Origin of the sequence: Psychromonas saccharinae (genome assembly GCF_051201515.1) — a bacterium.
Taxonomy (GTDB): Bacteria; Pseudomonadota; Gammaproteobacteria; order Enterobacterales; family Psychromonadaceae; genus Psychromonas.
The window spans coordinates 4263659-4277700 of record NZ_CP195153.1 but is presented as its reverse complement, the minus strand read 5'-3'; the positions used below and the strand labels follow the sequence as shown (position 1 = coordinate 4277700).

General features: G+C 41.0%; 12 protein-coding genes. 7 read left to right on the top strand and 5 right to left on the bottom strand.

Annotated elements, in window-relative coordinates:
- Window positions 1–12: 12 nt before the first annotated feature.
- Genes ACR30L_RS19085 through ACR30L_RS19070 form a run of 4 tightly spaced genes read left to right on the top strand, consistent with a single transcriptional unit; the run spans window position 13 to window position 5232 of the window.
- On the top strand, window positions 13–1188 hold the full coding sequence (locus tag ACR30L_RS19085) for an amidase family protein (RefSeq protein ID WP_435235817.1): 1176 nt from the start codon (window positions 13–15) through the stop codon (window positions 1186–1188).
- Window positions 1189–1192: 4 nt separating this feature from the next.
- A complete protein-coding gene (locus ACR30L_RS19080; protein WP_435235816.1) occupies window positions 1193–2770 on the top strand; it encodes a gamma-glutamyltransferase family protein in 1578 nt (525 codons plus the stop codon).
- Window positions 2757–3989, top strand: a complete 1233-nt coding sequence (locus ACR30L_RS19075; RefSeq protein ID WP_435235815.1) for a pyridoxal-phosphate-dependent aminotransferase family protein — start codon at window positions 2757–2759, stop codon at window positions 3987–3989. The genes ACR30L_RS19080 and ACR30L_RS19075 overlap by 14 nt, the downstream gene beginning before the upstream one ends.
- Window positions 3990–4002: 13 nt before the next feature.
- The gene (locus ACR30L_RS19070) at window positions 4003–5232 is read left to right on the top strand and encodes an allantoate amidohydrolase (RefSeq protein WP_435235814.1); all 1230 of its coding nucleotides are present in this window, start codon (window positions 4003–4005) and stop codon (window positions 5230–5232) included.
- A gap of 246 nt (window positions 5233–5478) precedes the next feature.
- On the opposite strand, the gene puuE is transcribed toward ACR30L_RS19070, so the two are convergent.
- The gene (gene puuE / locus ACR30L_RS19065) at window positions 5479–6414 is read right to left on the bottom strand and encodes an allantoinase PuuE (RefSeq protein WP_435235813.1); all 936 of its coding nucleotides are present in this window, start codon (window positions 6412–6414) and stop codon (window positions 5479–5481) included.
- Window positions 6415–6457: 43 nt separating this feature from the next.
- Window positions 6458–7126 (bottom strand): GntR family transcriptional regulator, encoded by a 669-nt coding sequence (locus ACR30L_RS19060; RefSeq protein ID WP_435235812.1) that lies wholly within the window; start codon window positions 7124–7126, stop codon window positions 6458–6460.
- A gap of 311 nt (window positions 7127–7437) precedes the next feature.
- On the opposite strand from ACR30L_RS19060, the gene ACR30L_RS19055 reads away from it, so the two are divergent.
- Both ACR30L_RS19055 and hpxO read left to right on the top strand, forming a co-directional pair.
- Window positions 7438–8880: an NCS1 family nucleobase:cation symporter-1 gene (locus ACR30L_RS19055; RefSeq protein ID WP_435235811.1), complete on the top strand. Its 1443-nt coding sequence runs from the start codon at window positions 7438–7440 to the stop codon at window positions 8878–8880.
- A gap of 82 nt (window positions 8881–8962) precedes the next feature.
- Entirely contained in the window at window positions 8963–10117 is a 1155-nt protein-coding gene (hpxO, locus tag ACR30L_RS19050) for an FAD-dependent urate hydroxylase HpxO (protein ID WP_435235810.1), read from the top strand.
- 75 nt (window positions 10118–10192) lie between these two features.
- On the opposite strand, the gene ACR30L_RS19045 is transcribed toward hpxO, so the two are convergent.
- Complete coding sequence (locus tag ACR30L_RS19045; protein ID WP_435235809.1) at window positions 10193–11092, bottom strand: DMT family transporter; 900 nt, start codon at window positions 11090–11092, stop codon at window positions 10193–10195.
- Window positions 11093–11223: 131 nt separating this feature from the next.
- Here ACR30L_RS19045 and ACR30L_RS19040 point away from each other — a divergent pair, with 131 nt between their 5' ends.
- Window positions 11224–11709, top strand: coding sequence for a MarR family winged helix-turn-helix transcriptional regulator (locus ACR30L_RS19040; RefSeq protein WP_435235808.1), 486 nt, complete (start codon window positions 11224–11226; stop codon window positions 11707–11709).
- 265 nt (window positions 11710–11974) lie between these two features.
- Here ACR30L_RS19040 and ACR30L_RS19035 read toward each other — a convergent pair whose 3' ends face one another.
- Both ACR30L_RS19035 and guaD read right to left on the bottom strand, forming a co-directional pair.
- The gene (locus tag ACR30L_RS19035; RefSeq protein WP_435235807.1) at window positions 11975–12634 is read right to left on the bottom strand and encodes a TetR/AcrR family transcriptional regulator; all 660 of its coding nucleotides are present in this window, start codon (window positions 12632–12634) and stop codon (window positions 11975–11977) included.
- Window positions 12635–12724: 90 nt separating this feature from the next.
- The gene (gene guaD, locus ACR30L_RS19030; protein ID WP_435235806.1) at window positions 12725–14041 is read right to left on the bottom strand and encodes a guanine deaminase; all 1317 of its coding nucleotides are present in this window, start codon (window positions 14039–14041) and stop codon (window positions 12725–12727) included.
- Window position 14042 lies beyond the last annotated feature (1 nt).

Here is a 14042-nt window from a genome sequence, read left to right as displayed (position 1 = left end):
AGGACAATAACAATGATTAAAGATACAGAGGTTTATTGTACACAGGGCCCAGATTCAATCGTCCCCACGTCAAGTGGTGCATTATCTGGTTACAGTTTTGTATTTAAAGATCTGTTTGATGTTAAAGGCTACCAAACCGGCGCGGGTAATCCGAAATGGCTCGAAAGTCATCCCCCCGCAACCGCGACATCATCTTTAATCCTTACGTTTCTAAATCACGGTGCAGAATGTGTGGGCCGAGTGCAAACCGATGAGCTTGCCTATAGCCTTAATGGACAAAATATTCATTACGGTACACCAATCAACCCTGTTGCGCCGGCATGTATTCCTGGCGGTTCATCAAGTGGTAGTGCCGTTGCCGTTGCGCGTGGAGAGGCTGATTTTGCTATCGGGACCGATACGGGAGGCTCGATACGTGTACCTGCTAGCTATTGTGGGTTATTCGGATTGCGTCCAACATTAGGTAAATTCGATTTATCAAACTGTTTTGAATTATCGAAAAGCTTCGATACAGCTGGCATTTTAACGCGCGACCTTGAGTTATTAAATAAAATTTATAAAGCCCTCGTACCAGAAAATGAAGCGATTCAAAATGTGAATGCTTTTTATCTGGATAATAGTTTTCTTCCTTATTTTAGTGATCAGCGTTTAGCACGTTTACAAACATGTTTTGAGAAAGCGGGGGTGAAATTAATTCAAGGTGATTTTTTAGCACAAGGCCAGTGGAATTTAACTGAATTAAGCGAGTTATTCCGTACTATTCAGGGCTTTGAAATTATAGAGAAACATGGCGAATGGTTAGCTGAGTACGGTGATAGCTTAGATCCTGCTATTTTATCGCGGGTTAAGTGGTCAAGCGGTATTAGTCGTGATCAATACGTTGAAGCACAAAAACAACAAGAAAACTTTCAACAACAATTAACCACACAATTACATGCCAATGAAGTGCTTTGGGTGATACCAACAACCCCATCAGGGCCTCCTGAATTGACGATGGAAGGGGATGTGCTTGCAGCTTATCGTTCAAATTTAATGGGCTTAACCAGTATTGCCGGTTTATCTGGTTTTCCACAATTACATTTACCGATGAATGGCTTGTCGGAAGGCCCTTGTGGTGTCTCTGTAATGGGATTACCGAATCAAGAATGTCAGCTTTTAACGGCTGGACAGCTTTTAAAAGGAGAGTAACAACGTGGCATATCAATCGGCATTTACAGCCCCGCATTATAAAGCAGCACAAGTTGGTCAAGCTATTCTAGATTCAGGTGGCACGGCAAGCGAAGCAATGGTGGCTGCGGCTGCTATGGTATCGGTGCAATATCCTCATATGAATAGTATTGGTGGCGATGGTTTTTGGATTATTAGCAAACCCGGACAAGCACCAATTGCGATTGATGCCTGTGGCGCAGCGGCAATCAATATTGATGTTGAAAGCTATCGTTTACAGGGGGAAATCCCAGAAGCAGGAGGTCGCTCAGCGATTACGATGGCAGGTACTCTCTCTGGCTGGCAAAAAGCATTAGAGATAGATAACTCGGGTATGAGTTTGCAAACTTTATTGCAACCAGCAATTGATGCGGCAGAACAAGGTATTGAAGTGACGCAAAGTTTAGTTGATGCGAGCGTTAAGACCTTTGAGCGATTAGAAAATTTAACGCATTTTAGTTCGGCATTTTTAGATAATGGAAAAGTGCTTTCCCTTGGTAGTAATCTAACAAATAAACCACTTGCAGATACATTTAAAAAATTAGCAGAACAGGGCCTAGAGAGTTTTTATCGTGGCGAATTAGCATCACAGGTAGCGAAGGATCTTAAGTCTGCAGGTAGCCCCATTACACTTTCTGATCTTCAATCTTACCAAGCAAAAGTGATGGCTCCCTTAACGGTTACGACTTCGAAGGGGAATTTATATAATTTAGATGCACCAACTCAGGGATTAGCATCGTTGCTAACCCTCGCTATCTATGATCAACTTGCCGACCAAGCAAAATCTGAATGTGATCATATTCATCTGTTAGTTGAAGCAACGAAGCAAGCATTTATTATTCGCGATCAGCAGATCACTGATCCGGAATATTTAGATACCCCCCTACAAACTTGGTTAAACGATGAAGTGATCATCGACTGCGTTAATAATATTTCAATGCAAAAAGCATTACCTTGGCCACATATTGCAAAACCCGGCGATACCGTCTGGATGGGGGCTACCGATAAAAATGGCACCATGGTGAGTTTTATTCAAAGTATTTATTGGGAGTTTGGATCCGGCGTTGTTTTACCAAACAGCGGAATTATTTGGAATATTCGTGGCAAGAGTTTTACCCTCGATGAGAGTCATCATAATGTGTTAAAAGGGGGGAAAAAACCATTTCATACCCTAAATCCTGCTTATGCTGAACTTAAGGATGGTCGCCGGATCGTGTACGGGACCATGGGAGGTGAAGGTCAACCACAGACCCAAGCTTGTTTATTTAGTCGTTATTTATATCAAGGCATGACGTTATCTGAGTCGATTGCACAACCTCGTTGGTTATTAGGTCGTACTTGGGGTGATACCACTAATAACTTACGTTTAGAAACACAACTTTACCAAACTTACGGGGCTGAACTTCAAGCCCTTGGACATGATGTTACCAGCGTTGCTGATAATAATGAATTGATGGGGCATGCCGGCGCGATTGTACTTGATACAATGGGCAATACGACTGCTTCCAGCGACCCTCGTAGTGATGGCCGTAGTTTACTTGGAGAAAAAAATGACAACGAATAACCTTTTTGAAACGCTTAATCCTCCAACTCGATTATTAATGGGACCTGGGCCAATTAATGCCTACCCACGCGTTCATCAAGCTCTCTCTTCTGCTTTAATTGGTCAGTACGACCCTGTAATGACGGGCTATATGAATCAAGTTCAAAGCCTATACCGTGATTTGTTTGAAACTAAAAATAAACAAACAATGTTAGTCGATGGCACCGCGCGCTCAGGTATCGAAGCAGTCTTAGTATCCGTATTACAACCCGGTGATAAAGTCTTAATTCCAGTGATGGGGCGTTTTGGTCATTTGCTTTGTGAAATCGCAACACGTGTTGGTGCTGTGGTTAAAACCATTGATATTGAATGGGGTGAAGTGTGTCCACCAGAGCTAGTGGAGGAAGCGATTAAATCCTTCCAACCTAAATTATTGGCAACGGTGCAAGGCGATACATCGACCACCATGAATCAACCTTTAGCTGAAATTGGTGAAGTGTGTAAACGTCATGATGTTTTATTCTATTGTGATGCAACTGCATCGATTGCAGGTAACGATTTAAAAGTTGATGAGTGGCATTTAGATGCGGTTTCTTCAGGCTTACAAAAATGTTTGGGTGGACCATCAGGAAGTTCACCTATTACCTTAAGCGATAAGTGTGCTGAAGTGATTAATAGTCGTAAACATATCGAAGCAGGCATTCGTTCTGAGCATCATATCGCCGGTAAAGGCGCGATTATTCAATCCAATTACTTTGATTTAGCCATGATTATGGATTACTGGGGACCTGATCGTTTAAACCATCACACCGAAGCAACAAGCATGTTATATGCAGCGCGTGAGTGTGCACGACTTTACCTTGAAGAGGGCGGAGACAATGTGATTGCGCGTCATAAACAAGCGGGTGATGCGATGGTCGCAGGTTTACAAGCAATGGGCTTGAAACTCTTCGGTAACCTTAAATACAAAATGAACAACGTTGTTGGTGTGTATATTCCCGCAGAAGTGGATGGTGAAAAAGTTCGTCAGGAATTATTGAACTGCTTTGGTATTGAAATTGGTACGTCATTTGGCCCATTACACGGAAAGATCTGGCGTATTGGCACCATGGGATTTAATGCTCGTCAAGAGTGTGTACTGACTACATTGGCTGCGCTTGAAGCTATTTTGTTAAAAGATAACGCTAAAATTGCACCGGGACAAGCGGTGAAAGCTGCCATGCAGTTTTACGTAAATTAACACAGGAATGACTATGGAAATCAATCAAAGTGCCAGTAAAATCATGCAACAGGCCAATAAACTTGCTGAGTTTACTGCGATGGAGGGGGGATTGCTTCGTGCTTATTTAACCCCCGAGCATAGGCAAGCACATCAGCAAATAGCAGACTGGATGACAGAGGCTGGTTTACAGGTGTGGGAAGACAGTGTTGGTAATCAATGGGGTAGAAAAGTTGCCAGTAATCCAACGTTACCAACACTGATGATTGGTTCCCATAGTGATACCGTTGCTAATGCTGGAAAATATGACGGTAACCTAGGAGTGTTGTTAGCCATTGAAGCGATGCAGGTGCTCTCTGATATTGATCTTCCGTTTAACATTGATATCGTTGCCTTTGCCGATGAAGAAGGTACACGTTTTAATACTACTTTAATTGGTTCAAGTGCGGTTGCTGGTTGTTTTCAATCAAACTGGTTGGATATCGAAGATAACGACGGTATTTCGATGAGACAAGCAATGCTTGATTTTGGTTTACAGCCAGAGATAGCTGGCCATGATCAATACACCAAAGAGCAACTACTTGCTTACTTAGAAGTGCATATAGAGCAAGGCCCTGTGCTTGAAAGTAAAGATCTCGCCGTCGGTGTGGTCACTGCCATTGCCGGTGCAAAACGCTACCAGTTTAATGTTCGAGGCATGGCGGGGCACGCAGGTACTGTGCCTTTAGATCTTCGCCAAGATGCACTGTGTGGTGTCGCGCAAATGATCTCATCGATAGAATATTTTGCGAGTAATCACGATGTCGTGGCTACCGTGGGGAAATGTGAGGTTAAACCCGGTGCCGTTAATGTTATTCCGGGAGAAGTGAATTTTACATTAGATATTCGTAGTCAGGATCAAGCTATTTTAGAAAGTAGCTGTGTTACTTTATTGAATCAGCTAGAAGCAATTGCTCAAGAACGTCAGTTAACATTCCAAAGCGAAAAAATTTACCAAGCCGAAGCGGTTCCCTGTAATTCAAAGTTACAACAGCAATGGGCTGAAGTGGTTGAGCAACAAACACAAAAAGAAGCGTGTTTGTTACACAGTGGCGCAGGTCACGATGCGATGGTTATTGCTAAAATAGCAGATATTGCAATGCTATTTGTGCGCTGTGAAAAAGGTATTAGCCATAATCCAAGGGAGCAAGTGATGACTTCGGATGTTGGTGTTGCGCTGACTTGTTTGGTGGAGATGGTTAAGAAATTAGCCGTCAGCGGTTAGCTGTCAGTCAAAGTCCCTAGCCGTTTGGTTTGGTAGTAATAATACGTGCTCCGAGCTCCGAGAGGCCGAGCTGCGAAGGGGGAGGTTTAGTCAGCGGTAAGCTTTTGGGGTGCTGTGCGCACCAAGTCATTGTGGTTAGGGTGTTGATTTTTACTGACGACTGAAAGCTATAACCATCTACAATAGCTATAATTATCTCTAATAATCGTGGCGACGAACTTTGCAGTTCGTCGCTTTTGGTTATTTTTACTTCTCAGAATACGGATGATTGTCTATCCAATGCTGTGCAATTTCATCTCTTCGTGCAATCCAAACATCATCAAAGGATTGAACATAATCTAAGAATTTCTTCAATGCCATAAAACGGCTTGGTTTGCCAATGACACGGCAATGCAATCCAATCGACATCATTTTGGGTTTGCTATCTCCTTCTGCGTAAAGACAATCAAAACTATCTTTTAGATACTGATAAAACTCCTCACCATGGCTAAAGCCGTAGGGAGATGAAAAACGCATATCGTTATTATCAAGGGTATAGGGAATGACTAAATGTGGGCGAGTTTGTTGCGTGTTTTCCTTACTAGGGACTTGCATCCAGAAGGGTAAATCATCACCGTAATAGTCTGAATCGTAGAGTAATTGATCTTGTTCTGCGACTAATTCTCGAGTGTTTGGCGAGTCGCGTCCGGTGTACCATCCCATGGGTTTATTACCGGTTAAGTTTTCAATAATTGCGAGCGCTTGCTGCATGTGCTCGCGTTCTTCGTCTATTGGCATACTTTGGTAATGTAGCCATTTTAATCCATGACAAGCAATCTCATGACCATCGGCGATAATGGCTTTAGTGACCTCCGGATTACGTTGCAGCGCCGTTGCAATTGCAAAAATAGTTAGCGGAATTTCACGTTTTTTAAATTCATTAAGAACACGCCAAACACCTGCGCGGGAGCCATATTCATAAAGAGATTCCATACTCATATGACGTTCAGGGTAAGCTTCGGCACCTGCTATCTCAGATAGGAATGTTTCGGAATGGGGGTCACCGTGTAAGACACAATTTTCGCCGCCTTCTTCATAATTAAGGACAAATTGTACTGCTATCTTTGCTTTATTAGGCCAATTCGCATCGGGTACATTGTCTCGTCCGTAGCCGATATAGTCGCGTGGATTGTTTTCATTCATGGGGTTAAACCTCTCCCTGTTGATATACTATATTCATCATTATTTATTCGGTAAAAAGCTGATGAAAATTAATGGCTTGATTGCTTTTACTCTTCAAGGTTAACGATCCTTTAATCGTTAGCAGATGGTGCTCCATCCACTTAATTGCCTGTTGTTCACTATTTGCATCAATTAAATCAAGTAACTCACCGTGATCGCCACAGTCACAACTCACACTTTTATTTGAGCCATAGGCCGCAATAATTAGAGAGGAACGATTACAGAGTTGGCCTATAAATTCTGCCATTACTGAATTGCCTGCACATTGAGCTAATTCGTAGTGAAATTTAGCAGTAAGCTGAATTGATTGTGCTAAATCACCTTGTTGTTCTGCTAGGTGTTCCGCTTCGACCATTTTACGAAAATGTAGAGCATTGTTTTTAGTCCATCGAGAGATTAAATCGGGCATTAAAATAGGCTCGATTAATATTCTACTTGCAAATACTTCTTCCGCTTCTTGCTCACTCGGACTACTAACTTGTGCGCCTTTATTCGGCTTGATTTCGACAACACGTTCAATTGCTAATCTTTGTAATACCTTTCTAATACCGGTACGACTTCGACCAAATGCTTCTGATAACTTATCTTCCGGTAGTCGAGTACCGGGAGGAAGTTGATGTTCCACGATTGCTTTTAATATCTTTTGGTATATCTCATCGTCAGTTAACATCATTTAGCTCTTTGTATTTATGGATATTTATAATTGTATACAATATTTTATTTTAAATTAAAGCGAGAAATGTGCCAATAATTTAGATCCTCTACTTATAAATAGTGAAGAAGAATAATGCTGTAAATGCACTTTACTTTGCACCAATAATGGTTGTTTGTGCCTTTTGTTGGTGCTCTGAAATAAAAATTGACCGATCTGTCAGGTTGTTATCCTTGGTATCGCGGGTTTAGAGCTGTTGGCACGACATTTGCCTTTCTTATTGTATACAATTTTTTAGCTAGATATAAAAAAGTATCAAAGGAGAGCAAAATATGTCGAATGAAGAGATGAATAATAATGGAACACTTTCTCCTTTAACCAAAGAGCAAAGGAATTGGGGATGGTTCGAAGTCTTTAATATTTGGGCGAATGATATCCAGAGTTTGTTTGGTTATACCTTAGTTGCTTCTTTATTTATTGGCTATGGTGTAACAGGATGGACTGCATTTGCAGGGTTAATTGTATCAGGACTATTGGTCATGTTTTTGGTCAATATATCAGGACGTGCAGGGGTTGATTATGGTATTCCCTATCCGGTATTAGCACGAGCCAGCATGGGAACCGAGGGTGCTAAGTTGCCCGGATTATTACGCGCTATAGTGGCGGTATTTTGGTTTGGTGTTCAAACTTATTTTGCCTCAACAGCTTTACATCTTTTATTAGTTACGCTTACCGGCGTATCAGAAGGAGACTCTTACCTAGGCATGACGTTATTAGGTTGGTTTTCCTTTATTATTGTTTGGTTATTACAAATGGTCATTTTTTCAAAAAGCATGGTTTGGGTGAGTAAATTCCTTAATCTTGCAGGGCCTTTTGTGTATGTCGTGATGATCGGTTTACTCGTGGTGCTTTGGCAGAAATCAGATGGTCAATTATTGTCCTCTGCTAATTCGATTTTTAAATCAGAAGATGCAAGTTTTAGTACGGAGATGAAAGGGTTTATTGCTATTGTTGGTACTATGGTCGCTTATTTTTCTGCTGTTATGATTAATTTCAGTGATTTTTCTCGTTATACCAAGGATCGTAAAGCTGTTAGTTTCGGGAACCTTACTGGGCTACCTATTAATATGATTTTATTTTCCACTTTAGCGCTATTAATTACTGCAGGGGCAACAGTAGTTTATGGTGAACAGCTAACAAATCCAACCGCAATTGTAGAAAAAGCAGATAACACCTTATTAAGTATTATTGCTGCGATTACTTTTTTTGCTGCGACCGTTGGTATTAATCTTGTCGCAAATTTCATTCCTGCAGTAAATGGTATTTCGAACCTATCCCCAGCTAAAATAAATTTTCAAAAAGCTGGCATGATTACTTCTCTTTTTGCTTTGGTTATTGGTGCATTATGGACGAGTTTTATTAGTCAGGTTGGTATTGGCGGATTTGTTAATACTTTGGGAGCTACTTTAGCGCCATTATACGGGATTATGGTCGCCGATTATTACGTATTCCGTAAGCAAAAGCTTCACATTGACGAGCTTTATAATTCGTCACCGACTAGTCGATACTATTTCTCAAATGGTTGGAATAAAACAGCATTAATTGCTTTTTCTATCAGTGCTATTTTTTCAATTGCAACTGTTTGGGTTGACGCATTAGCCGCACTATCTGGCTATGCATGGTTACTTGGGGCAATTCTAGGTGCTGTGTTTTATATCAGTTTAAGTAAGAAAAATATTTCGGTGTTTAAACAAGCAAGTACCGAAAGTATTTAATTAAGAAATTTAAGATATTTAGAAAGCTTATAAATTCGTTTTCTATGTAAGTGAATAATATTGAGATGAAAGGGAAGTAATTATGAAAGCATTGATTATTGGTGCAGGTATGGGCGGAATGTCTGCTGCTGCAGCGCTTAAGCAACAGGGCATCGAATGTGAGATTTTTGAAGCGGTCGAAGAGATGAAACCTGTTGGTGCAGCTATTTCAGTGTGGTCAAATGGTGTTAAATGCATGAACCACCTCGGGATGGGGTATATCATGGATAAGCTTGGAGGGCCGATGTTAAGCATGGCTTATCAGGAAGCCAAAACGGGGCAAGTGATGACTCAGTTTAGCCTTGCTCCTTTGATCGAAGCCGTTGGTGAACGTCCATGTCCTGTTTCTCGGGCTGATTTACAATCAATGATGATCGATGATTGGGGCCGAGATAAAGTGCAGTTTGGTAAGCGTATCCAAAGTGTTGAGCAAGATGATAATGGTGTTACTGCATATTTTGAAGATGGTAGTATTGCTAAGGGAGATTTTATGATCGCCGCTGATGGTGTTGCTTCAACGGTTCGCTCACATGTGATTGGTTATGAACTTGAACGCCGCTATGCAGGTTATGTTAACTGGAATGGTTTGGTTGAAATTGATGAAGCGATTGCACCTGCAGAGCAATGGACAACTTTTGTTGGAGATGGTCAACGTGTCTCATTGATGCCCATTGCTGATAATCGTTTTTATTTCTTCTTTGATGTACCGTTGCCAATTGGATTGGAGGAAGATCGCACTACTTTAAGATCTGATTTAAAAGGTTATTTTTCTGATTGGTGTCAACCTGTTCAAACCTTAATCGATGCCCTTGATCCGCAAACAACCAATCGTGTTGAAGTGCATGATGCCGCCCCATTACCTCATTTTGTAAAAGGTCGTATTGCTGTATTAGGTGACTCTGCGCATCCAACCACACCAGATATTGGCCAAGGCGGTTGTTCTGCAATGGAAGACGCAGTCGAGCTAGGTAAAGCATTTTCTGAAACGAAAGACGTTGAATCTGCATTAAAAATCTATGAATCAAACCGTAAAGATCGTGCTCAGGAACTGGTTCTCAAAGCTCATAAACGTTGCGATGTAACGCATGGTAAAGATATGAGTGTTACTGAGTCGTGGTATGAAGATCTCAAGCTAGAAAAAGGCGATAACATTATGGCTGGCTTAAAAGAAACGATTTTAGGTGGGCCATTAGGTTAAGTGATTCATTAACTCATTTAAGCATTTAGAAAGCCCGTTCAATGTTAAGTTGAATGGGCTTTTTTAGTGGTAGAGTTAAATGGTTGCGTGCTGCGTATTCGATGCAAAATAATGTTTAGTCGATGCAATAATCTGTGGCATTAATGACGTTAATATCATACTGCCCATTAATAAATATTGTGTTTCGCTAAAGGCCTCATTCAATAAAAACATACCCGTTGTAATGCCTGCAATAGGATTGGCAATTCCGGCGAAAGTAAAGTCTACCACACTCATTTTCTGTAAAAGCCATACGTATAGTCCATAGGCGAAGGCTGTATTTGGAATGATTATCCAACTGAGGCCAATGGCATTACTGGATTGGAATTGTGTTATTACTTGAATATATTTTTCAGGTGATATAAAGCCATTGATCATTGCTGCAACGGTTAAAATTAGGCCACCCATAATGAGTTGCCAAGTTAATACTGTCCACCAATGCATGCGTTGTCCAAGTGATTTGGTCATATTACTACCACAAAGAATACAGGCAATTGCCCCAACCATGGCGAACAGACCTATATAGTCGAGATGAATAGTTTTAGGATTAAACAAGATCCATGCTAATAATACGAGTAATAACCCAAAGAATGCCTGTATTTTATTAGGGCTGCGTCTATGAATAACCCAATCGAACAACATAGCAAAAACAGGTAAAGAGACCATACCTACAGCTGAAATAGCAGAAGGAAGGGTTAGTGCCATAACAAAAATCAGGCTGAAGAATATACCGATATTAACCATGCCCAAACGGAACATCACTCCCCATTCCGAAGGTTTGGGTAGGCTCGGTTTTATTAATAATAGGAGTAATCCAGCGGGTAATGCACGCAATGCGCCAAGGAGTGGCAATGGCCAATCTTGTAATGTGCTTTGTGTTACTGCGTAGGTGGTTCCCCAGAAAAAAGCTGGGACCATCGCGAATAATATGTTCATGTAAACTATCTTTATGTTAAGTTATATTTTAATTGTGCGTAGTGTGTACTTTATTAACCTCTATGTAAAGTACCTTTACAGTAATATTCTTTATGATAATGTTAGGGGGATATTAAAAGGAGAATAATGAGATGGATGGATTAGACGTAGTTGTGTCTCAATGGGAAAAAGAGAAACCGCATTTAGATTGCTCATCAATGGAATTAATTGGAAGAGTGATGCGTTTGAGTAAGCATTTTGAGACTAAATTTGCTGTATGCCATAAGTCTTATAATCTTAAATCCGGTGAGTTTGATGTGCTTGCCACTTTGTTACGTTCTGGTGGCGATTATTGCTTAACGCCTTCTATGCTTATTAATTCTATGATGCTGACTTCCGGCGCGATGACCAACCGTTTGGATAAGCTTGAGATGATGGGATTGATTGTTCGTGTGCATAGTAAGCAGGATCGAAGAAGTGTTTCGGTTGCCTTAAGTGCTCGAGGAAAAGCGCTAATTAATCAAGTCATTGAAGAGCATGTTAAATTGCAACAAGAGTTGGTTGAATCGCTCTCTGAAGAAGATAAACCGGTATTGAATAAAATACTGAAAACTTGGTTAGGGGATTTTGAGTCCTAAGGAAATGCTTTGTAGCTGCCAGTTTTTATCTGTCAGCTATTAATTAAAGTCAAAACCTTAACCACAAGTGACTTGGTGTGCTATGCGCACCGAAAAGCTTATCGTTGATGGCTTAATTTTTCGCAGCTCGTCACCCGAAGCTAGGAGCTTTGATTAACCTCTGATGGTTTAATTTTCCGCAGCTCGTCACCCGAAGCTAGGAGCTTTGACTAACCACTGATGGTTGAATTTTTCGTAGCTCGTCACCCGAAGCTAGGGGCTTTGACTAACCGCTGACAGCTAAATCGCTTGGTACAGTCAAACCTAGACTCCCTAAAATTAATTGGCTGACAGTATTTGTTATTTTATCGACATCTTGCTCACCATATTCTTGCAAATCCATGATTAAAAATACCTGAGTTTGAAAATCTGCATAATACTGGGTTGTAGACCAAATCGAAAAAAGCAGATGCACGGGATCGATTTCTTTGATCTTACCTTGATCGATCCAAGATTGAATAATGTCTATTTTTGAATTAAACCAAGGACGAACATCTTCTCGAATATAGTCTTTTAAACAGGGGGCACCGCGAATAATTTCGGTGGCAAATAATCGAGACTGCATCGGCTGTGCGATAGCTAAGCTGACCTTATCTTTAATATAAAGATGTAATACCGAAGCGGGATCATCCTCTGGATTAATGTTTTCTAATCCGAGGTTCCATTGGCTAATAATGCGGTCCAAAACGGCTTGATACAGGTTTTCTTTATGTTGAAAATAATAATGCACATTTGCCTTTGGCAGGCCGGCTTCTTTGGCAATTAAGCTCATGCTTGCGCCATCGTAACCCATTTTTGCAAACAGTGCTTCCGCTGCATCTAGAATCAGTTGGTAATTTTTCTGTCGAGTAATTTCTTTTTTATTTTGTTTCGTTTCGTTAGTCATAAACGCCTAATCGGTAATGTAAGTTGACCATTTCAAACTAATGAAAAAGCAGACCTTGGTGATGAATTATTATTCACCACCATATTAATACTAAAGATCTCTTTTATGCACGCTTTCACCCATTATAAAGGTTTCTTGGATACAGCGATCATCGCCGAGTATCATAATAGCAAATAAGCGTTCGTGAAGTGTTTCCGTGTGCGGTAAACGGAATTTTAAGAAAGGTGTCGCATGGTCATCTAGTACGACGAAGTCTGCTTCACATCCTGGTAAAAAGTTACCAATCGTTCCTTCTAAGTCGAGTGCGCGTGCACCGCCTAACGTGGCAAGATAAAGTCCTTTAAAAGCAGACATCTTATGCTTTTGCAATTGCTGTATTTTATAGGCTTCACTACTGGTTTGTAGTAAAGAAAAGCTTGTTCCAGCGCCGACATCGGTACCTAACCCCACATTAATATCATGTTTTTCACAGCGGGCTAAATTGAATAAACCCGATCCTAAAAAAAGATTTGAAGTTGGGCAGTGAGCAATAGATGCGTGGTTACAAGCCAGCGTTTCCATTTCGCGATCTGATAAGTGGATAGCGTGTGCGAAGACAGAGCGTTTTTTCACTAAACCCGCATCTTCATAAACGCCGAGATAATCCTTTGCTTCAGGGAAAAGTTGTTTCACCCAATCAATTTCATCGCCATTTTCTGATAAATGCGTATGCATATAGACATCGGGGTACTCTTCAAGTAATTTGCCGCACTTTTGTAATTGTTCTGGTGTTGAAGTCGGTGCAAAACGCGGTGTGACAGCATAGCTTAAACGATCGACATTGTGCCATTTTTCAATAAGCGTACGTGAGTCATCGTAACTGGTTTCAGGACAGTCGGATAAGTCTTCTGGACAGTTTCTATCCATCATCACTTTACCGGCAATCATGCGTAGGCGTCGTGCTTGGCTTTCCTTAAAGAATGCGTTCACCGACTCCGGATGCACAGTACAAAATACTAATGCGCTGGTGGTGCCGTTACGTAGTAATTCATCTAAAAAACGTTTTGAAATTTCGCGTGCATAGTCTTCGTCGGAGAATTTTTTTTCTGTTGGAAAAGCGTACTCCGTTAACCAGGTCAATAGCTGCTCACCGTACGCACCGATCATTTCCGTCTGAGGCAGATGCACATGGGTATCGATCATGCCGGGAATAATTAATTTATTATCATAGCGTTGGATTTGATAGTCCGATGATTCTGCGAGTAGTGCCGGTAAGATATCGGCTTCTAATCCTGCCTGTTGAACAATGCCATCTTCAATAACTAACACACCGGGTGAAAAATAACGATAAGATGTGTCTTGGCCTTTGGCTGGATCTTCAACAAAGTCAAGAATATCGCCACAAATAACGGTTTTTAATACTGACATT